Source organism: Bacillus sp. CH_48 (assembly GCF_038008465.1).
Classification (GTDB): domain Bacteria; phylum Bacillota; class Bacilli; order Bacillales; family Bacillaceae_G; genus Bacillus_A; species Bacillus_A thuringiensis_S.
Window position 1 is genome coordinate 4,293,431 of sequence record NZ_JBBOZF010000001.1, and the last position, 20,977, is coordinate 4,314,407.

The following is a 20,977-nucleotide window of genomic DNA, read 5'->3' on the forward strand; positions in this document are numbered from 1 at the left end:
CTTTTAATTTTATTTCCATGAATACAGCAAAAAAAGAGGCCCTATGGCTCTTTTTTTATTCCTTAATAACAATCTAAATATGATAAAATATATCCATCACTCATATGTCCAAATATGTAATTTTCATAGCACCAAAATTATAACTAGACTTATATATAAATAAAAAAGCACTCATTATGAGTGCTTTTTAAAGGTTATAACCTATCCATTTTTGTCCTAACAATGTATTAATTAAATACCATGCTTGTTTTACTTTAACAGGTTGATAAGCAACATAACCTACTACATTTGGGTTACCAGGATCATTATATAAAGGTTGTTTAGATCCAACATAATTCAATAATTGAGATCCGCCGCTTGTATAAAGATCCGCTTTATGATTTCCGTAAGCCATAACTTTTGAAGAATTGATAGACATAAATGCGAATGCTAGTACAAAAAACACTACAAAAACCTTTTTCATTTTCTTTCCCCCTTGCATTATTTTATATTTCCATTTTTTTCATTACTTAATTTTCAGTATATTGTAAATATAAAATTAGCAGTAACTTACATATCATATCCTATAACTGAATTTATTCATATATGGTAAAATATATCCATCGCTCATATGTCCAACTATGCAATTTTCAAAGTAGCAACATTACAACTAGACTTATACAATATAATTCAAAACAAAATGAAGGAGTGTTTTAAGTGAAAGGACATATTCGAAAAAGAGGAAATAAGTACTTAGTGTTTTTCTGGTTATAAGACAAAAAAGAAGCAGTAAAAAATGTGGCGAAAAAGATTACGGATTTAAATGAAGGGACTTTTGTGGAACCGTCTAAGCTTACTTTAAAAGACTATCTCGTTCAGTGGCTAGAAATTAAAAGGATGAGTTTAGAAAAGAATACCTACGTTTCTTATAGTAGCAACATAACCCACCATGTTTTACCGAACATGCAGAAAGAAGCAGTAAAAAGTTTTGGTAAAAGTATCTTTGAATAGCTAATGTTTGCATTTTATAAAAAAAGCTAAATAAATCTTGTATGAACAAGGTTTATACATCCTAACACATGTTATCATGTATAATACATATGTTAAGTAAATTCAGAATAACGAGGCAAATATTATGGACTTTGTTTATATTAACCAAAACGTATTAAATAACCTTCTATACATTTTATGTAGTATATTTGTTTTTTATTTCATATATGATAGCAGGCATTATTTGAAAAAATACAAAATATTACTGATTACCCTTTGTTCTAGTATCCCGCTTATTTTATGTATGCGATACCCTATCTATATGGATGAAAGTTGTATTCATGATTTAAGACAAATTCCGGTCATAATAGGTACGCTTTATGGTGGATTCCCTGTCGGTATCATATTGTTTACAATTTTATTAATTACAAGATTTATATTTTATGGCTTTAATATGCTAACAGTCGTTGTTTACGGAATAATGTTCATCGTTACAGCACTCGCATCTTCAAAATTTAATACATATAATAGAAAGCTTAAAGTAGCTTTTTCCATGTTTTTAACCTTTTTCCTAGCAATATTTACAACTGTAATTGTATTAACTTTATCAGATTTTGAAGTGAATAATTTGTATATTATTTATTTCATGGTATTACCGACTACTTTAATGTTATTTATTGTTTATATAAATGAAGTTATTAAAGATGCTGTATTAATGCGCTCAAAATTAATTAAAATGGAAAAAATGGAGATTGTTAGCCAACTCGCTGCAAGTATATCGCACGAAGTAAGGAATCCTTTAACGGTTGTAAAAGGATTTACACAGCTTTTAAAAACACCAAATTTAACTCCTGAATCAAGAGACGAATATATTAAACATATACTTGAAGAGTTAAATCGTGCCCAAGAAATTATCGATGATTACTTAACGTTTGCCAAACCTTCTCCAGAAAAATTAGATCAAATTTCAGTAAAACAAGAGTTAAATCGAGTTATTAATATGATATTGCCATTGTGTAATATGAATACGATACATATTACACAGGATTTTTCTGAGGCAACCATTGTTGGTAATAAACAACACTTTCAACAATGTTTTTTAAACTTAATAAAAAACAGTATTGAAGCAATGCCTAATGGTGGTACCTTAAATATTTCCTCATCTATCAATAATAGTAAAGTTGAAATACGAATTGAAGATAGTGGAGTTGGAATGTCACAGGAGCAAATACATCGATTCGGTGAACCGTATTTTAGTACAAAAACGAAAGGCACCGGTTTAGGTACGATGGTTGCCGTTAAGATTATTGAGACGATGTATGGAAGTTTAAAAATCCGAAGTATCGTTAGTAAAGGAACGACTTTAACGATTACGTTCCCAAAATATAGTAAGAATACGCATTAAAACAAATAAAAAAGGAGCATAGTCGCTCCTTTTTTATTTGTTTCGATACATAAGTATCTTCAATGTTTTTTAGTTTACATTTGTGAAGACTAATTAAAAATTAGTATCCTCCGCCCCAGCAGCTGCATCCTACAATTATTAATAGAATGAATAACACAACTAATAAAGCGAAACCTCCACCAAAACCACAAGAACCACCGTAACTCATATTTTCTCCTCCTTTTGGTTTGAAAACTAATAGGTAGTTGATCATTTTAACTGGTTCGTATTATACATTATGTGTATATCCCTTTTTTGAGCATGTCTACATAAAAATAAGTAAAAGCACTCGTTTAAAGAGTGCTTTAAAATGGATACCAAAAGTTTTGAAATACGTTTAATTTTAAATATACGGCAACAATGAATATGAAAACACCGGCAAATAAAGCGATGAAATCTTCACGTTTCGCCTTACTTGTATAAAACCATGTACGTTTATCCTTCTTTCCAAATCCTCTTAAATCCATTGCATTTGAAACCGTATCTATTCTTTCTAGAGAATGAATGATTAGTGGCCAGAAAATTAAAACACGGTTCTTCATACGAACCCATAAACTTGCTTCTCCTTTTTCAAAAGCCACTCCTCTCGCTTCTTGCGCGTGTTTAATAATTTTATACTCAGACTGGATGTCAGGAATATAACGCAGTGCAATATTTATTGCATATGTAATCTTATAATGAATACCAAATTTACTTAAACTACTTACAAATTCACTTGAATCTGTCGTGTAAATAAAAAGAAGTGTAAATGGTAATAACGTAAAATACTTTAATGAAAGTGTAGCTGCATAAAATAATGTTTCATATGTAATTGTTGCATATCCAATATGTAAAAACGAGGTATATGATTCAGTTAATTCAGATCCATGAGTGGGTGTAATAAATAAAATCATGACAGAGTTTAATAAACTAAATGTAAATATGACACTAAAAACAATTAAAATTTTACGAAATGGAATTTTAGCAATTCCGATTCCAATACACCCAATAATAAATAAAATTAGCAACAACCTAAAATCAAAAAACAAAAAAGTAATCGTCATACAAAAAATAAATAAAAACAATTTTACTACCCCATCCATACGATGAAAATATGTACTATGCACCTTCCTCCCTCCTATTACTGTCTAAATAAAGCTCCATAAATTTTTCTGGACATACAATCCCACTAAATTTAACAAGCTTGGTTAAAGAACTCTCTCTTAAGTTGGCTCTTTGTAAGGTTTCTTGATCACCAAATACATTAGACACTGTATCATCCGCAATAATTTTCCCTTCATGTAGAACTACTGCACGGTCTGCATATTCTAGTGCGAGATTCATATCGTGAGTGATAAAAACAAATGAGATTCCCTTTTTAGCTAGTTTTTTAATAAACGACATAAATTGTTTATAATGATAATAATCTTGTCCCGCTGTCGGTTCATCTAATATGATAAGCTTGGGATCTATTGTTAATACAGATGCGATTGTTACTCTCTTTTTTTGCCCATAGCTTAGCGCTTGAATTGGCCAATTACGAAATGGATATAAACCACAAATTTTTAAAGTTTCTTCTACTCTATTCTTAATTTCTTCCTTAGAAAAATTATTTAATTTTAATGTAAATGAAACTTCTTCAAAAACAGTGGGCTGTGTAATCATATGATTTGGATTTTGCATCACGTAAGATATGGTTTCCCCACGTTTACGAATAGACCAAGAACTAATATCTTCACCCTCTAACAAGATTTCCCCATTTTTCATTTTGTTTATGCCTATAAGACTATGAGCTAATGTTGATTTCCCTGCTCCATTATGTCCCAACAGTGCCACAATTTCTCCTTCATATATTGAAAGGTTTACATTTTCTAATACTTTTTGTTTATTAGGGTATGAAAATGATAAATTCTCCACTTTAAGTAATTCCTTGTTTTTAGTATTACCTTTTAATATGACTTGTTTCTCCATCCACTCTCTTATAACGTTGCTTACCTTTTCCTTTTGAAGGTTTTCCATTGGATATATTACGTCATTATTACTATCAAAATGTAATCTCTTTAATGCTTCGATGTAAATAGGCTCTCTTAAGCCAATACATGGTAATATATTTGACGCTAAGATTTCTTTTGGTGTTCCTATTGCAATGACTTTACCTTCATCAATTAATATAACTTTGTCTAAATCCAGCTTTAAAATTTCTTCTATTCTATGTTCGATAATAACAATCGTTTTATTATATTGCTCATGTATATCTTTCATAAGTTCTATCGTATGTAAGGCGCTTAGCGGATCTAAGTTCGCTAACGGTTCATCGAACAATAATATATCCGCATTTGTTGTTAATAAACCAGCAAGAGAAACTGTTTGTTTTTGACCTCCTGATAATTCATGTGGACTTTGTTTATGAAACGTATGCATCTTCACCTTTCTTAATGAGTCCGAAACAATCTTTTTCATATCCTCTTGATTTACACATTCATTTTCTAAATAAAAAGCTACATCTTCTTCTACTGTCATACCAATAAATTGAGCATCTTGATCTTGCAAAATTGTTCCCACATGTTTACTCTGTTCAAAAATACTGCCTTCCCTCGGGTCTTTACCGGCAATTAATACGTTACCTGTACTAATCCCTTCATAAGAAAATGGAATTAGCCCATTGATACAATGAGCTAATGTCGACTTTCCTGAACCACTTCGTCCAGCAATTAGCACTTTTTCCCCAGGGTATATATGAAAGGTAATATCACTTAAAGTAGGCTGCGCAGCATGCCCGTATTGAAAGGTGAATTGTTCAAACGAAATAATTGGTTGCATGTTAACATCCCTACTTTTCAATTTTTAAATGTGCATGTTTCTTATTGGATTTCGCCAAGCCAATTGTAAGTGGCAATCCAAGAACTAAGAATACGATAACATCGGAAATTGTTGCTCCTAATACTTGTATAACAATTTTGTCAAATGGTTCTCCCATCACAATAATATCGAATGCCCCAGCAAATATAATAGCAATGACAATACCAACTAACCCAGTAATTGCTAAATAAGAAATATCTCCCTTGTTAAATGACCCGTTTTTCACACTAAAACCAACTCTTTTTTGAATAAGACCCATTGAAAAACCAATAATCCCTGAACTAATAACCCAGCCCCACCAAATCCCCCAGCCAGCAATCGTATCTGTTACGGTATGACCGATAAGTCCGATTAAGAGTCCTGCCACTGGACCAAATAATGCTCCAAAAACAGTTAATATAGCTAATGCTGGTTTAATAAATGTATTCGGTGCAATAGAAAATCCCCAAAGTCCTAATATCCCGTATAAGGCTGCTCCAATCCCGATTGCTACTACTAACTTTGTTGATAATTTATTCATTACAATTCCCCTCTCATATTGGTCAACTTTTATTATTCTATATTTATTTTAAAAATGAATTATGCATCGACACTTCCTTTCTATACAACAAAAAAATGACCTCTTACATAAGAGGTCATTTTCTTTCACGTTCAAGAATCCTCTTATCTTTCAAAAAACACATCGTGTCCTCTGCGGAATTAGCACCTTCCTATAAAATTGCATAGGGGTTGCTGAGGTTTCTTAGGGCCGTTCCCTCCACCTCTCTGGATAAGTATTAATTTGTAATTCGTATTATGGCACTAAAAAGCATAAATTTCAATACTTTTCTAACTATTTTTATTTTTCGTTAAATAGTACATTTAAATCATTGTATTCTTATCGGAATTATGAAATAATAAATTCAAAATCGTTTCGGGAGGAATGCATTATGAAAGTTATTGGTTTAATTGGGGGATTAAGTTGGGAATCTACATCATTATACTATAAACATATTAATACACTTACACTCTCTCAATACGATCAAAATGCGAAGCTAGTTTTATATAGTATGGACTTTGGAGAAGTAACTACTTTATTACAAAACCATCAATATGAAGAAGTAAAAAATGAACTAGTCACGGTTGCAAAGAAGGTTGAAAAATCTGGGGCTGACTGTTTATTAATGTGTTCAAATACTGTACATCTATTTGCCGAAGAAGTAGAACAAGCAATCTCTATCCCGCTTCTTCACATTGGCGATGTAAGTGCTAAAGAAATGGTAAAACAAAATATAAAACGTATCGGACTATTAGGAACAAAACAAACGATGGAGCAAGATTTCTATAAATCACGATTAGCGAAATATAACATTGAGACAATTATCCCAAATGAAGAGGAAAGAACAGTTATCCATCATGTCATATTAGATGAATTAAGTAAAGGGATCATTTCAGAAGCATCTAAAGAAAAGCTATTACAAATTACAAAGTCATTAATTCAAAACGGCGCTGAAGGTATACTATTAGGCTGTACTGAAATACCTTTACTCATCTCCCAAAATGATCTTACTGTTCCCGTTTTTGATACTGCTTTTTTACATGCAAATACTGCTGTGCAATTTGCTGGATAAGAATATACAAGCATAAAGGTACGAACCTCTATGCTTGTATATAGTTACGACTATTTCCCCCGCTATTTACGGGCAGTAAAACCCCCAACGATTAAAGTTTCACTTTATTTAAAAGAGATTCAATAACTGCAATTACTTCTTTTGAACCACCACATTCTAAAAAGCTATCATTAAGTTTTCGTATACCATGCTTATACTTTTCGTTTGAAAGAACATCTGTTACAGCCTCTTTTAAAGTGTGCACATTAACATGTTCTTTCAATAGTCTACGCGCTGCTTCCAGTTCAGTTAATCTTTGCGCTATCATAGGCTGATCTTTATCATGCGGTATTATTACAAATGGGACATTATAATGAATGGCATCGTGTACGCTATTCATGCCGCCATGTGTAATAAAAACATCCGCTTCATTTAATATTTCTGATTGAGGTACGTATGGAGCAATTATAAAATTATCTGGTGCTTTCTTAATTTTAGAAATATCATTTCTATCACCAATTGCCATTACAACTATCCCATCAAAATCTGAAAAAGTATCAATACAAGTATTAAAGAATGGTTCGAGTCCTTCAAGCAGTGTTCCCATTGAAATATAAATAACTTTCTTCTCTTTAAGTGATTCCAGTGGAAACTTTATATTTGTTTTACGCTTTGAAATACTCGGTCCAATAAAAATGTTATTTTCTCCGAACGATTCGCTATTAGGTTGGAAATAACGACTTGTGTATACGAGACAAACATCACCCTTATTATTCATAAATTGAAGATTATTCTTTGGTTTTACTCCAAATTCATGTTCCATCTGGTTTAGTAATTTTTCAGAGATCTCCTCTGGTTGGAATGGTATATCTGCATTTGAATGAAAAGGTAATGTCTTCAAAAACTCTGAAGGAATTAAAAATATAGGCGAGGACACTACACCTGGAACTTGTAAATACTCCTTTACTAACTCTCCCGCACCAAATATATCATAAATTACGAAATCAAAATTTATGCTTTCACTTAATTGTTTCGTAATTTCTAATATATATAAAGAAGTTTGAACATGCACATGAAAGAAAGCATTTAACCCAGATGAGGTTTCAGCATCAATAGAAATCTCCTTTAATAGATCCGGATGTGTATGTACAGTAGCTCCTAAATCTTCAATCCTATCTTTAAAGTTTGCAGTTGTAATATAATGTACGTTATCCCCTCGTTCAGTAAAGGCTTTCACTAAATTTAATGTAGGGTTTACATGTCCCTCTGCTGGAAAATTAACTACTAAAATATTTAGCACTTATTCCTCACTCCTTACATTTCACTGTTTTAATTAAAGCATACTGTTATTTGTACATGTAATCGTCCCCTAATAGTCCTAAAATGCTTGCTACATTATGTTGATAAATAATTTTCAGTCATCAACATAAAAAAGGCATCTACCTATGTAGATGCCTAACCGTGATAAGGAGTGTTCTGTGAGGTTAGAACAAGCTTCTCTGCTTGTCCTATGCTATCAATATATGATTTATTTTATAAAACGTGAATAGTTAATAGAATTATTTTATCCATTTTATATGATCAAATGGATAAAATACCATTTCTACTTTACCTATTATATTTGACTCATCAATAAGTCCAAGTGTATTCCTACTATCTTTACTATGATTACGATTATCCCCTAACACAAATAATTTATGCGTAGGAACTTTTATTTCTCTCAAATTTGAAAAACGATTGGATACTTGTGACATATCTAAATGTATATACGATTCATCACGCTTTTTACCGTTAATAAATACCTCATCCTCTTTTAGTTGTATGTTATCCCCCGATAATCCAATAATTCGTTTCACATAGTAAGTAGGCTCGTCTTCTTTTTTTATAATGACAACATCTCCATGATGAAAAGACGATAAACAGACGTTTACCTTATTAACAAGTATATAATCTTTTTCATTCAAAGTAGGTTGCATCGAAATTCCTTCTACCATACAAAATAAAAATGACTTATTAATAAAAATAACCCCTATTATAATTAAGATGTAGCTACATATGTTCCTCCAATATTTTAGAATAAACGGCTTCATATATACCTCATTTCTAATCTATTCCCAGATAAAAACGCCTCTAGTTCACATGAATGCTAGAGACGTTTCGTCCATTTTAATTCTCTTTAGAGGCATCTGTTTTTGGCGCTTCACCAGTTAATCGCTTATTTTTCAAATCAAAATAAGCATCTAAAACTTCTTTTCCAATATCGGAGTTAATGCCCGATTTATCATTTTCAACCCACGGTACTACAACAGAAAATGCTACTTCTGGATCATCATATGGCGCATATCCAGCTAATGTTAAGTTATAACATTCTCTACGATCGCCTTTCGCATTTCGCCCAATTTCATTTTCTCCACCATATACAGTTTGTGCGGTCCCTGTTTTACCAGCTGGTTTATATGGTGCTTTTTGGAACGCTCTTACTCCCGTTCCATCTCCTTCTTGAAATACTTTTCTAAATCCTTCTTTTACTTGATTAATATATTCTTGTTTCATATCGATTCTATTTAAAACAACGGGTTCTATTGATTGTACTACTTTACCAACCTCATCTTTTTGAACGGTTTGTTCTCTAATCTCTTGAACAATTTGTGGTTTCATTCGATACCCTCCATTTGCGATAGTCGAAATATATTGTGCAAGCTGAAGTGGTGTATATGTATCATATTGTCCAATAGAATAATCTAATAAGAAACCAGGCTGATTATCTTTTCTTCCAATTTGTCCTGCAGTTTCATTCGGTAAATCAATACCAGTTTGTACGCCTAGTCCAAATTGCCTGAAATAATATCTCATTTTATCAAAATATTCTTGTTTAATATCTAGTGAACTATTTTTCACATAATCCACACCAGCAATTTTTAATGCTATATTAAACATATAAACGTTTGAAGAAACTTGTAACGCTCTTAGATCGTCTATATCACCAAAATTTTTCCAAGACTTCTTTTCCTTAGTTCCTTTAAACTTCATAGGTGCATCATAAAAATGTGTTCCAGGAGTTATTGCATTTGTTTCAAACCCTGTTAACACTGTCGCACCTTTAACCGTTGATCCAAGCTCATATGAACTTGTCAGCGTGCCTAAAGCATAATCTTCTACTTCCATTTTCCCATCTTTTTCTACAAGCCTTTTCCCAGCCATTGATAATACTTGGCCATTTTTAGGATTCATCATCACTACGAAAGCACGGTCTAACATTGATTCTGATCCTTTATATTGTTTTAATATTTTTTCTATACTCTCCTCTACTTTTTTTTGCAATTCCATATCTATGGTTAAAGTTAAATTTTTACCGCTTTTTCCTTCCGAAACCGTTTCCGTTCTCATTGTATTGCCTTGTTTATCAGCAATGCTTCTTACTTCTTTTTTCGTACCATGAAGTACATCTTCGTATTGCTGTTCGATATAACTTTTGCCGACCCTATCATTTCGGCTATAATCACGCACTAAATAATAATCTAATCTTTCACGTGGCAATCCTTCATCAGCATTTGAAACGTTACCAAGAACGGAACGAAATAGACCATCATTTACATAGATTCTCTCCCAATCAACTGATGCGTCTACCCCTGGAAGTTTCGCTAAATTTTCACTAATCACCGCATATTCCTGTTCACTAACGTCCTTTTTAATAATTTGAGGTGCCATCTGAAAACCTGAGGTCATTTTACTTTTAATAGCTAACACTTCTATATCTTTAGCCGTTAGTTCTTGAAGATTTTTATCTGTAACGCGCTTCCTTTTTAAATCTTCTATTTTTTTGTCTAGCTCTTTTCCGGTAATATCCTTATCTCGGAACTTATCTATTTCTTTTTTTGATACTAAGTCTTGAGTAAGTTCTGGATTTAATTGCATCCAAAAGTCTTTCTTATCAGTCTCAGTTAACTTATCTATATCTTCTTGCGGCATTTCAATAATGTCTGCAAGTTGTCTTGCTGATTTTAATATTTCTTCTTGTTTTACACCTTTCACCTTTGTATATGTAATCGTACGTAAAGATTTATTATCAACTACTGGATTTCCTTCACGATCAAATATTTTCCCACGTGGTACAGAAAGGCCCACGGTTGTATTTTCTCTCTTCTCTACTTCATTTTTATATGTTTCTCCATCAAAGATTTGCACTTTTCCTAACTGAATAATGATGCCAGAAAATAATAAAAAAACACAAAGGAATAAAATATTTAACCGGAGAGGTACTACTCTACCACTCTTCTTCTCTTGTTTTTTCACCTTGTCATAATCTCCTCCTTACAATATTCCAAATAATAATCACTTTTCTATATTAAAAGTAATGTACAATTTTTATACATTGCTTTGTACAAATGTTAATATAATGTTTAAAACTTAATAGAAATTAAAACAAATGTAAAGAAAAGATAAAGTTTACTAAATTAAATATAAAAAATACCCAATAACAAAAAGATTAGCTTTCACTAATCGCTTTGTTATTGGGTATTAATTGATTTAAGAATTACTACTAGTGCGTATTGCTATACATTTATCGTCACAATTAGAAAAAGATTGTTTACTTTGTACTTTCGGTAAGTAAATTGTTACTGTTGTCCCGACACCAACCTCTCGCTCATGATACTAATTGTCCCTTGATGACTTTCAATAATTTTATAACTTAACATTAATCCAATACCAGTCCCTTTTTCTTTCGTACTATAAAAAGGTTCACCTAATCTCTTAATTCTTTCTTCAGGTATTCCTATTCCTTCATCTATTACATGAATGATGACACCATCATCATTTATTTCTTTTATGTGAATTGAAATTTCCCCACCATTTGGCATAGCTTCGATTGAATTTTGCAAAATATTAATAAATACTTGTTTCAATTGATTTTCCGAGCATTCAATAATTATATCTTTGTCATCCGTAAATAGTTCAACTTGAATATTTGTCATAATTGCTTTTGTATTCATTAACGATACGACATTTTTAAAAATTTGATAAATATTTTTCTTTTCTGTATTTATCTCATCTGTTTTAGCAATTGACAAAAATTCTTGCAGGATCGCTTCTATCCTTTCAATTTCAGAAAGCATAAGATCAAAATATCTTTCTTGATCTTCTTTATTAATTTGGAATAACTGTATAAAACCTTTAATTACAGTTAAGGGATTTCTTACTTCATGAGCTACCCCAGCTGCTAATTGACCAATTGCTGCAAGCGTATCTGATTTGTTTAGCAATTCTTCTGTCTTTTTTCGCTCTGTAATGTCACGTACAATAATCATAATTTTATCATGTAATAATGGTAAGCACCTAGCTTCAAAGAAATCAATACTTCCATTAAGTGTGAGTGGATATTCTACAATTACATTCGTTCCTTTTTTCTTCACTTGATTAATGGCTTCCTGAAACTGCTGTGCTACTGAAGATGGTAATACTTCGTAAAACTTTTTTCCCATAAAAGCTTCTGCGGGTACGTAAAACTTTGTAGGAGATCCTGCTTTGTAATCTATAATTGTGCCATCATCTTCTGTTAAGAAACATAAATCTGGTAAAGCTTTAAATATTAATTCCAGTTCAGATGTTTGTTGTTTTAACTGCTCTTCTATCGCTTTTAAATGTGTAATATCTACACCAACAGCCCAATAACTATATCCTGTTACAGGAAACTGTTCTGATATATTAGACCACATTATTGTTTTGATTTCACCATTTTTACATGTTAAGTGCATTTCCCAATCTCTGAAATTTTTTCCACAAGTTAAAAATTTCTTTTGTATTTGCTGGCGATAACTATGATCAGGATATAATAATTGAAGTGCATTTGGATTTCCAATTATTTCTTCAGCGGTATAACCTGTTACAATTTCACATTCTCGGTTCCACAAAACAAAATCTCCATTATAATCAAGCGCATCGACCATAACAGGCATGTTTTGTAAAATCGTATGTAGTTCCTCCTCTTTCTGAGAAAGCAACGTTGTTTTTTTACTTTGAATTACTTTTATTGCGCCATCTAAAATTAAACTTGAGAGCATTTCAAAGTATTTTTGACAACTGAAAATTTCGCTTTTTTTGGACCATACAACAAAAGATCCTAAATGTTGATTGTATAAGAAAATGGGGATTTCAATCTTTGGAAGTTTACTCTTAATTATCTCATTCATTCCGAATGAAAAAATACACTCTTTTTCAGCATCAAGAAGTTGATGTGATATGTTAGTTAATTTATAAAATTGTTCTGCCATGGTTTCTATTGTACTCACATCAATAAGTTCCATTAGCCGCGAATTCATTCCTTTTTCACCTCAATATGTAAAATTAATACAAATCTAAAATTCATACTTCTCCATTATACGAAGAAAGCTAGTGTAGGTATATAGCTGTAGAATAATTATTCGCACAAATTTTATTTTTCAATTAAAATAAGAAAAGAATGTATATACTGAATATACCTTTAATTAGTAGATATTTCGTTCATTCCTCCTTACATTCACTGAATTTTTCCTTGAGGGTCATACGCGTCACTAATAACGGTATAAAAATGCAACAAGTATAAAATTCATAAAATATTCACAAATTTCATGAAAAATATAAACATTTATTCCAATATATTCTATATAATGAAATGTAATAAGGCTTCTATGAATCTCATAGAATACCTTACCCCTAATAAAAAAGAAAAAAGAATCCCTTTGGATTCTTTTTTCTTTTTTAATTACATTACATATTTATATAAAGCATGTGCCACACCATGTTCTTCATTTGATAACGTTTCGTATTTACAGATTGTTTTTATTTCTTCAACTGCATTACCCATCGCAATTGATATGTTCGCTTTTTCCATCATAGAAACGTCGTTTAGCCCATCACCTATCGCTACAGTGTTTTCAACTGGAATATTAAGATATTCTGCTAAAGTATATAATCCATTCCCTTTTTGAGCATCTCTATGATTAATCTCTAAATTGTGCCAATATGAAGATGTAATTGCTAAATCTGTATTATGAATAAATGTTTCTTTTAGTTTTTTTAATTTCTCAATATCATAAGAAAATGGTAATAGTTTATGCACATGTATATCTGTTTCTACAATTGGCTTACAACTTTCCGCACTATGAAACGCTGTATGCTCAAGATATAATGCTGCGATTGTTTTTAACTCTTTCAAGTCGAAATTTTCTTTTGAATTCTTCACATACTCAATTTCATTACGTACACTCTCTACTCCATAATCCGGTACATACACACCTTTATCAGTATAAAGCTGATAATATAAACCATTCTCTTCAAGATATTCCACAATTTCAAGTGCCTGCATATTTTGAATTGGATATCTCTTCATCATTTTCTTATCTTTATATATAAGCGCACCATTTTCCGCAATGATTGGACACTCTAAATCAACTTCTAACAATAATCGTTCAATATCAACAATAGAACGTCCAGTACAAATTGCTACAACATGGCCAGCTTCTTGACATGTTCGAATTGCTTCTGCATTTTCTTTACTAATCATTTTATTCCCCGAAAGAAGAGTTCCATCTAAATCAATTGCGATTAATTTCATTATTTCTTCACCACTTTCTATAAATACACGAGTTCTAATTAATTATTAGGTATCGTTTTCATACAATCCTCGTGAGGTACTTCTTATTTATAATTTATGAAAAGCGTTTCAGGTCAAGAAATAATTAAAAATAAAATCCAAAGCTTTTCTTTTTAAAAAGCTTTGGATTTCAAACTATGAATTATAACTAATGTATTTTGTCTCACACATGTACACATTTTTTTCTTCAGTTGGGATATATACTTTAAACTTTTCTAACCGTTTTCCATAGATATGAATTGTGATAACGCTTTCCTTTTTGCTAATTTCAAGAATATGACAATCCGCAGGTGGAATGACTTTATCGGTTTCTCCTTCTCCCAAATAAAGATTTCCTGTATGTGTTAAATAAACAAGTGAATTTCCAAGTTGTTTCGTTTGTATAAAGTTCTGCACCATTATCCTTCCTGAAAAGACGCCTTCTACCCCCCATGTGCCGTCATGATCATGTAAAGGTGTAGATTGTCCATCTTTCCATACGAGAGCTAGTACTTCAAAACGTTTGAGCGGATCCTCATACAATAAATGTCGTGCATATTGAGTCGAATTCGCCTTCTGTTTATCTAACGGAAGCCATGTTTTCTTTTCTAAAAGTTCTTCTAGTAACTTTTCAATGCCACACACTATTTCTTCTTCAAATAAACCGTTTTCCATAAGATCTGTAACACCTTTAATAAACTTTTGAAATGATTTACTTCCATTACAAGTCAACATAGGAATCCTCCTCTACGTTTTATACAACTCCATATTAAGGTAATTACCTGAAACTCACAATTGAGAAACAAAAAACAAGATGCAAATGTATGCACCTTGTTGAGATTGTTATTTGGCTTTCAATCGAATAGGTAAGTATTTTAATGTTTGTTCATTTTCCAATATACATTTTTCTAAACAGAAAGATGGAGATAGCTCTATTTTTTCAAAAGCATTTATAAAGGTAGTTAATGCAATCTCAGCTTCTAAACGTGCAAGTGGTGCTCCTAAGCAAAAGTGAGGACCTTTCCCAAAGGTTAAATGCTTTTCATTTCCTATTCGATGTACATTAAATTGAGAGGGGTGTGAAAATTTTTTCTCATCTAAATTCGCTGCACTAACCCACGCAACAATCATCTGATCCTTTTTCATTAAAGGGCCAAATATATTTGTATCCTCTGTAATCCTCCGGGCCAATGTAACAGGAAAGCGATAGCGTAATACTTCCTCAATCGCTTTTGAAATTAAGCTAGGGGTTTTTCTTAAATCTTCATAAATTCCAGGTGAATCTACTAAAAAGCAATAAAAGCTATTAATAATTAAATTTGTAGTGGTTTCATTCCCAGCCGCTAGTAAACCTAATGAAAAGGTTACAATTTCTTCATCGGTTAATCTTTCGCCTTCATATTCAGCTCGAATTAAATCGGAAATGATATCATCAGTTAAATGATATCTCTTTTCCTGAACGATCGGTAGAAGATATGCTTTGAATTCATTTAATGCTATCTCTTTCTCCGCATCCAGATCATTAAACTTTTCTTTACTATACGGCATAAATAAAATATCAGACCATTCTTTAATTTTTTTACGATCTGTTGTTGGGACTCCTAATAAATCAGAAATAACGGTAACAGGTAAAAGGGCAGCAAACTGTTCAACGATATTAACTTCACTATATTTTTCGATATGCTGTACAAGTTCATCTGCGATAGCCTGTATTCGAGGTTTCCACTGTTCTAGACTTCTTGGAGTAAATGCCTTAGAAACAATGGAACGTACATTGCGATGTTCTGGTGGATCTGTAGAGTTTATATTTATTCTAGTTTCTAATGGAGGGATTGAGAATTGTCTGCGCTCCCTTCTACTTGAAAATAAGCGATAATCTGATAAAACACGATTTACATCATCATATAAAAAAACATTCCATACATCCTGCTCTTCATCATAATGAACTGGGTGATTATCCCTCATCAAACGATACCATTCATATGGATTCCATAATTCTTCTTTTGTTTTCAGCTTTGAAATTTCATGAACTAAAATAACATTTTCAGGTGAAGCCATAGTTCTTTCCTCCCTTTTCTTTTACAATAAAAGTGATAGGTCGGCAGTTCAAAGTTGTATAAACTATCATATGTTATTTTAACATATACTAAAGGAGATTTTTCATTAGAGAACTTGAGAAATATATAAGGGGGATTTTTATGTACGTTGACATTTTACTACTAGCAGAATTAACGACAGGACCAAAACATGGATATGAAATCAAAAAAAATGTTCAAAATCGTTTAGGTGAGAATTTTGAATTAAATCACAACATGCTTTACCCTGCCCTTCGGCGCTTTGAAAATATGGGTGCTATAACGAAAAAAATACATAAACAAGTTGGAAAACCAAATCGAAATATGTACGATATAACAGAAACAGGAGAAGAAATTTTTTCTGAAATGTTACGAGAGTTTCCCGAAAAACTTGCGACAAATAATGCAGAATTTCTTGTTCGTATCGCACTATTTGAAAAACTTGAATATGAAGCTAGAAAAGAGATTTTGACTGTACGTCAAAACGTACTACATAATCAACTTACCGCTATCCAGTCTCTAGAGGTTACCTCACCCTTTATTACTGAAGTCATTGAATTTAGTAAATCACGAATTGAACATGAATTGAGTTGGATTACATCACTTATGAAGAAAATATGAAAAAATAACAAAAAAAGCTAAAATCAATGAATGAAAATGATATTTATTATCAATACTATCATTAATAAAAGGGCAACCACGATTTGGCTACCCTTAAACAATTTACACTTCTGGATCGAATGTTTTGCAATCTGTTTCTTCCGTTGTAGATGCATGTTTACCTTTATGACTTACTACGTAAATTGCCTCTGCACTACATTTATTACCGTTCGCCCAAAATTTACAGTTGTTTACTTCACATAAAACGTCTTGTGCCATAGTATCACACCTCCTTGTTCTATTATCATTAACAAAATTCGGAGGTATGATACTATTCGTCATCCATTTTTTATTCCCTTTTTAGCTTTCTTAATGGTTCAATATCTCCGCGTACAATAGCATCAATATTTCCAGTTATTTTTTCAATATCAAAATGCCACCATTGAATTTGCAATAATTCTTGAATTGTTTCATTTGAAAATCTCTCTTTTATTTTATTTGCAGGGTTTCCACCAACAATTGTATATGGTGCGACGTCTCTAGTCACAACAGATTTAGCTGCAATGATTGCACCATCCCCTATTTTTATTCCGGGCATAATTGTTGTATCCATACCAATCCAAACGTCATTTCCTATAACTGTATCACCTTTGTAAGGTAAATCAGACAAACTAGGTGTATACTTCTCCCACCCATTTCCAAATATATTAAATGGATATGCCGAAAATCCATCCATCCGATGATTGGCTCCGTTCATAATAAAGTTAACTCCAGATGCAATACAACAAAACTTTCCAATAATAAGGCGATCTCCAAGAAATTCATAATGATGTAATACTCGATTTTCAAATTTTTCTCCATCTTTCGCATCATAATAAGAATAGTCACCAACAAGTATATTAGATTTTGTTATTGTATTTTTTATAAATTGAACGTTTTGATTTCCTTCAATAGGGTATTTAATATTTGGATTAGGATTCATTCTGTACAGCACTTCCTTTACCACTTATTTCACTTTCTATCGCTATTACTGGCTTTAAATTGTATATAGGTATAATAAACAATAATCCAATTATAAAAAGTAAAGCCGTCCCTTCATACATCATACTTAATGAAAACATCTCTTTTAATGAGCCAGCTATACTCATCGTTACTACCATTGAACCGGTAAATAGCGGACTTAAAATACCATTTACACGACCTATAAAATCGGTATCGCTATTTTGAATAATAAGCGTATTAATACCAATTTGGATACAAGGAAGAGCTAAACCACTAAAAAGCTGCGCTGTAAGTGTAACCCATAAATTTGTAGAATACCCTATAATGCTAATACCAATTGCTTGACCAAGCATACCGATAATTAACATCTTTTGCGGAGCAACGTTTTTCGCAAATACCATCGCTAATGCCCCGCCAACAATCATTCCCGCACCATTTACTGTTAGTAGCCACTGTAAACTCTCTTTTGATAATCCTAACTGCTCAGTCACAATAAATATACCTAATGGCTGAATTAATCCTATACCTAGTCCTGCAGCCATAAAACAAAGCCCCAGCAAAGTTAATGCTTTTTTCTTTTTGACATACTTAATACCGTCCTTCATCTCCTGCAACAGAGTGATATCTTTCTTTTCTACGTCGTTTTCAAGATCTTTCGGAAGAAATAACAATACAACTGCCGCAAGTACAAACGAGATGCCTGTTATGATGATTGAAATATAAATTCCAAAACTATGAAAGATAAATGTCCCTAGGATTGGTCCTAATACCATAAATATTGCAAATATCGTTTGATATATAGACATTGCTAATTGAATTTGTTCCGTTGATAAATGTTGTTTAAACAACTTCATTCCAGATGGTTGTGAAAACTGTGAAAGGATTGCAGAGATGAGTGTCACAAAAAACACAATTTTCCACGTTCCAAACATAAGCGTAATTAATACAGCGAATACTGAAATGGAACTTAACGTCTCACACCATATCATTGTCTTCTTTGGCTTCCACCTATCAGCAAAAGTACCGCCAATAAATGAAAAAATAAAAATTGGAGCGAATTCAGCAACTGAAATCATCGAAATAGCAAAAGCATCACCTTTTGTCATTTCCATTACATATAGTAATACCGCAAAGTTTCGAACCCATATTCCTATTTGTAAAAATAATGCTGATGCTAAAATCCCTTGAACAAACCGATTTTTTAATACTTGTGATACCCCATTGTTTTGTTTCGTTACTACATTTGTCGACATAAAAAAGCCTCCTATTTCATGTTCTGAACAGGAGGCAGCACAAATCATATAAAAAGACTATATATTCGCAGAGCGAAATACATCCCTTTTCTATAAATGTACAGACTAACCCTATTCAGAAGAATATTTCGTTTTTTAACGAAGATCTCTTACAAATAGAATTAGTTGATCATTGGGATGTCTTCACCCTTCCGTTTCGAATTTAAATAACACATACATACTCTATGTAAATCATTTTCGATGTATGCATGTCTCCTTTTACTATTCTAGAAAGTTAAAGGCAATTCCTCTAAAGAACGCATTAAATAGTTACCTTGCCATTTAATTTCTTCACGATTCCCTTTTATTTGTAGTTCAGGCATTCGATTAAACAAAGTAGTAATAGCAATCTTTGCTTCCAACCTAGCAAGTGGAGCGCCTAAGCAGAAATGGCTACCATGACCAAAGGCAATATGACGATTATTTTCCCGAGTAATATCGAATACTTCTGGGTTTTCAAATACAGTTTCATCACGGTTTGCAGAAGCTAAGGCAATGACAACCATATCTCCTTTTTCAATTGTTTGGTCGTGAATTTGAAAAGGTTCATCTGCCCATCTTGAAGTTGTAACCTCAACTGGAGAATAATATCGTAGTCCTTCCTCAATAGCGGCATCAATTAATTTTGGATTTTCTTTTAATAACTGTAATTGATCTGGATTTTCGAGGAGCGCTAATACCGTATTTGTTATTAAATTTACCGTTGTCTCGTGTCCCGCCACAATTAGTAACATTATCATTGAATATAGTTCCCGAGCGCTAAGTTTATGCCCTTCACTCTCTGCAAGTATTAAAGCACTCACCAAGTCTTCTTTTGGCTCTTTTCGTTTAATATCAACTAAATATTGAAGATATGTAATAAACTCAGATAGTTGCTTTTCAGTTTCTTTTATTTCTTCTGGTGTTTCTGGGTAAGCAATGACAGCATGAGACCAAATTCTAAATTTCGCTTGATCTTCTTTTGGAATGCCAAGCATTTCACTTATTACAATAATCGGTAAAGGGAACGAATAATCATCAACAAGATTTAATGAACCCTTTCGCTCGACTTCATTTAACAAATCATCTGCAATATCCTGTATTCTTCCTTCCAATTGCGTGATCATCTTCGGTGTAAAAGCTTTTTGTACGAGTGATCGTAAACGATTATGGTTAGGTGGATCTGAATTTAACATATGAGTAGTTAAATAATCACTATTGTCAACAGTAAGAAACACATTCAATGTATCTTGAGAAAATACATTGGCTGGATCTTTTTTTAAGCGACTATCTTTTAAAAGTGGCAAAGCATCTTCATATCTTGTGATAAGCCATTCCGCACCTAGTTCAGTTTTATTCACAAATAAGATAGGTTGCATTTTTCTAGATTCTTTATAAATTTCATACGCATCTTCTTTAAATTGAGCTGAAGCTAAATTAATGCCCTCCTCTATTTTTAGTCCAACCTTGTTTTTCATTGACATTGTATTCCCTCACTCTCATTTGTTTTTGAAAACCAACCCAACATATGCATTATACTCTAATAAAAACGTGAAAATTGTAAATTTTTAACCAAAACC

18 protein-coding genes, 2 pseudogenes and 1 riboswitch are annotated in these 20,977 nt (G+C 32.1%); of the genes and pseudogenes, 4 read left to right on the forward strand and 16 right to left on the reverse strand.

Annotated elements, in window-relative coordinates; genetic code table 11:
• Positions 1-187: 187 nt before the first annotated feature.
• Positions 188-463, reverse strand: coding sequence for a hypothetical protein (locus tag N2V92_RS21670; protein WP_000755350.1), 276 nt, complete (start codon positions 461-463; stop codon positions 188-190).
• A 233-nt stretch (positions 464-696) separates the two neighbouring features.
• Between N2V92_RS21670 and N2V92_RS21675 the strand changes: the two are divergent.
• Together N2V92_RS21675 and N2V92_RS21680 are read left to right on the forward strand one after the other, a co-directional pair.
• A pseudogene (locus N2V92_RS21675) lies at positions 697-945 on the forward strand (site-specific integrase); the annotation flags it as partial.
• Between the two features lie 169 nt (positions 946-1,114).
• A complete protein-coding gene (locus N2V92_RS21680; RefSeq protein ID WP_000348332.1) occupies positions 1,115-2,374 on the forward strand; it encodes a sensor histidine kinase in 1,260 nt (419 codons plus the stop codon).
• A gap of 100 nt (positions 2,375-2,474) precedes the next feature.
• Here N2V92_RS21680 and N2V92_RS21685 read toward each other — a convergent pair whose 3' ends face one another.
• From N2V92_RS21685 to N2V92_RS21700, 4 genes are all read right to left on the reverse strand, one after another.
• Positions 2,475-2,582, reverse strand: a complete 108-nt coding sequence (locus N2V92_RS21685) for a YjcZ family sporulation protein (protein ID WP_000120182.1) — start codon at positions 2,580-2,582, stop codon at positions 2,475-2,477.
• 136 nt (positions 2,583-2,718) lie between these two features.
• Complete coding sequence (locus tag N2V92_RS21690; protein WP_016077597.1) at positions 2,719-3,519, reverse strand: energy-coupling factor transporter transmembrane component T family protein; 801 nt, start codon at positions 3,517-3,519, stop codon at positions 2,719-2,721.
• Complete coding sequence (locus tag N2V92_RS21695) at positions 3,512-5,212, reverse strand: ABC transporter ATP-binding protein (RefSeq protein WP_016077598.1); 1,701 nt, start codon at positions 5,210-5,212, stop codon at positions 3,512-3,514. Before N2V92_RS21695 ends, N2V92_RS21690 begins: the two co-directional genes overlap by 8 nt.
• A 10-nt stretch (positions 5,213-5,222) precedes the next feature.
• The gene (locus N2V92_RS21700; RefSeq protein WP_001038209.1) at positions 5,223-5,771 is read right to left on the reverse strand and encodes an ECF-type riboflavin transporter substrate-binding protein; all 549 of its coding nucleotides are present in this window, start codon (positions 5,769-5,771) and stop codon (positions 5,223-5,225) included.
• Positions 5,772-5,911: 140 nt separating this feature from the next.
• Positions 5,912-6,027, reverse strand: a riboswitch (SAM riboswitch).
• Between the two features lie 153 nt (positions 6,028-6,180).
• On the opposite strand from N2V92_RS21700, the gene N2V92_RS21705 reads away from it, so the two are divergent.
• Positions 6,181-6,861, forward strand: coding sequence for an aspartate/glutamate racemase family protein (locus N2V92_RS21705; RefSeq protein ID WP_000864388.1), 681 nt, complete (start codon positions 6,181-6,183; stop codon positions 6,859-6,861).
• Between the two features lie 91 nt (positions 6,862-6,952).
• On the opposite strand, the gene N2V92_RS21710 is transcribed toward N2V92_RS21705, so the two are convergent.
• The 7 genes and pseudogenes from N2V92_RS21710 to N2V92_RS21740 all read right to left on the reverse strand — a co-directional run bounded on the left by N2V92_RS21710 (position 6,953) and on the right by N2V92_RS21740 (position 16,507).
• A complete protein-coding gene (locus N2V92_RS21710; RefSeq protein WP_000932152.1) occupies positions 6,953-8,140 on the reverse strand; it encodes a macrolide family glycosyltransferase in 1,188 nt (395 codons plus the stop codon).
• Between the two features lie 259 nt (positions 8,141-8,399).
• Positions 8,400-8,930, reverse strand: coding sequence for a signal peptidase I (gene lepB / locus N2V92_RS21715; protein WP_002162782.1), 531 nt, complete (start codon positions 8,928-8,930; stop codon positions 8,400-8,402).
• A gap of 76 nt (positions 8,931-9,006) precedes the next feature.
• Positions 9,007-11,133: a peptidoglycan D,D-transpeptidase FtsI family protein gene (locus N2V92_RS21720; RefSeq protein WP_000743784.1), complete on the reverse strand. Its 2,127-nt coding sequence runs from the start codon at positions 11,131-11,133 to the stop codon at positions 9,007-9,009.
• Positions 11,134-11,367: 234 nt separating this feature from the next.
• A pseudogene (locus tag N2V92_RS21725) lies at positions 11,368-13,157 on the reverse strand (ATP-binding protein).
• Positions 13,158-13,579: 422 nt separating this feature from the next.
• Positions 13,580-14,431 carry a Cof-type HAD-IIB family hydrolase gene (locus tag N2V92_RS21730; RefSeq protein WP_000766389.1) on the reverse strand — a complete coding sequence of 284 codons (852 nt, stop codon included), beginning with the start codon at positions 14,429-14,431 and terminating at the stop codon, positions 13,580-13,582.
• 174 nt (positions 14,432-14,605) lie between these two features.
• Entirely contained in the window at positions 14,606-15,184 is a 579-nt protein-coding gene (locus N2V92_RS21735; RefSeq protein WP_000954440.1) for a cysteine dioxygenase family protein, read from the reverse strand.
• Positions 15,185-15,292: 108 nt separating this feature from the next.
• Positions 15,293-16,507, reverse strand: coding sequence for a cytochrome P450 (locus N2V92_RS21740; protein ID WP_000168021.1), 1,215 nt, complete (start codon positions 16,505-16,507; stop codon positions 15,293-15,295).
• A gap of 140 nt (positions 16,508-16,647) precedes the next feature.
• Between N2V92_RS21740 and N2V92_RS21745 the strand changes: the two genes are divergently transcribed.
• Complete coding sequence (locus N2V92_RS21745) at positions 16,648-17,145, forward strand: PadR family transcriptional regulator (RefSeq protein ID WP_000289121.1); 498 nt, start codon at positions 16,648-16,650, stop codon at positions 17,143-17,145.
• A gap of 102 nt (positions 17,146-17,247) precedes the next feature.
• Here N2V92_RS21745 and N2V92_RS21750 read toward each other — a convergent pair whose 3' ends face one another.
• From N2V92_RS21750 to cypA, 4 genes are all read right to left on the reverse strand, one after another.
• Complete coding sequence (locus N2V92_RS21750; protein WP_000046095.1) at positions 17,248-17,403, reverse strand: DUF1540 domain-containing protein; 156 nt, start codon at positions 17,401-17,403, stop codon at positions 17,248-17,250.
• Positions 17,404-17,473: 70 nt separating this feature from the next.
• A complete protein-coding gene (locus N2V92_RS21755; RefSeq protein WP_001069207.1) occupies positions 17,474-18,106 on the reverse strand; it encodes a Vat family streptogramin A O-acetyltransferase in 633 nt (210 codons plus the stop codon).
• Positions 18,096-19,379, reverse strand: coding sequence for an MFS transporter (locus tag N2V92_RS21760; RefSeq protein ID WP_000106404.1), 1,284 nt, complete (start codon positions 19,377-19,379; stop codon positions 18,096-18,098). Before N2V92_RS21760 ends, N2V92_RS21755 begins: the two co-directional genes overlap by 11 nt.
• A 266-nt stretch (positions 19,380-19,645) precedes the next feature.
• On the reverse strand, positions 19,646-20,881 hold the full coding sequence (cypA, locus tag N2V92_RS21765) for a cytochrome P450 (RefSeq protein WP_000062093.1): 1,236 nt from the start codon (positions 20,879-20,881) through the stop codon (positions 19,646-19,648).
• Between the last annotated feature and the right edge of the window lie 96 nt (positions 20,882-20,977).

What these genes read in the sequence shown, in the direction of transcription:
- N2V92_RS21730 (WP_000766389.1), bottom strand. Translation starts at nt 14,431, where the DNA reads ATGAAATTAATCGCAATTGATTTAGATGGAACTCTTCTTTCGGGGAAT.
- cypA (WP_000062093.1), bottom strand. Translation starts at nt 20,881, where the DNA reads ATGTCAATGAAAAACAAGGTTGGACTAAAAATAGAGGAGGGCATTAAT.
- N2V92_RS21755 (WP_001069207.1), bottom strand. Translation starts at nt 18,106, where the DNA reads ATGAATCCTAATCCAAATATTAAATACCCTATTGAAGGAAATCAAAAC.
- N2V92_RS21700 (WP_001038209.1), bottom strand. Translation starts at nt 5,771, where the DNA reads ATGAATAAATTATCAACAAAGTTAGTAGTAGCAATCGGGATTGGAGCA.
- lepB (WP_002162782.1), bottom strand. Translation starts at nt 8,930, where the DNA reads ATGAAGCCGTTTATTCTAAAATATTGGAGGAACATATGTAGCTACATC.
- N2V92_RS21745 (WP_000289121.1), top strand. Translation starts at nt 16,648, where the DNA reads ATGTACGTTGACATTTTACTACTAGCAGAATTAACGACAGGACCAAAA.
- N2V92_RS21735 (WP_000954440.1), bottom strand. Translation starts at nt 15,184, where the DNA reads ATGTTGACTTGTAATGGAAGTAAATCATTTCAAAAGTTTATTAAAGGT.
- N2V92_RS21695 (WP_016077598.1), bottom strand. Translation starts at nt 5,212, where the DNA reads ATGCAACCAATTATTTCGTTTGAACAATTCACCTTTCAATACGGGCAT.
- N2V92_RS21760 (WP_000106404.1), bottom strand. Translation starts at nt 19,379, where the DNA reads ATGTCGACAAATGTAGTAACGAAACAAAACAATGGGGTATCACAAGTA.
- N2V92_RS21670 (WP_000755350.1), bottom strand. Translation starts at nt 463, where the DNA reads ATGAAAAAGGTTTTTGTAGTGTTTTTTGTACTAGCATTCGCATTTATG.
- N2V92_RS21705 (WP_000864388.1), top strand. Translation starts at nt 6,181, where the DNA reads ATGAAAGTTATTGGTTTAATTGGGGGATTAAGTTGGGAATCTACATCA.
- N2V92_RS21750 (WP_000046095.1), bottom strand. Translation starts at nt 17,403, where the DNA reads ATGGCACAAGACGTTTTATGTGAAGTAAACAACTGTAAATTTTGGGCG.
- N2V92_RS21685 (WP_000120182.1), bottom strand. Translation starts at nt 2,582, where the DNA reads ATGAGTTACGGTGGTTCTTGTGGTTTTGGTGGAGGTTTCGCTTTATTA.
- N2V92_RS21740 (WP_000168021.1), bottom strand. Translation starts at nt 16,507, where the DNA reads ATGGCTTCACCTGAAAATGTTATTTTAGTTCATGAAATTTCAAAGCTG.
- N2V92_RS21680 (WP_000348332.1), top strand. Translation starts at nt 1,115, where the DNA reads ATGGACTTTGTTTATATTAACCAAAACGTATTAAATAACCTTCTATAC.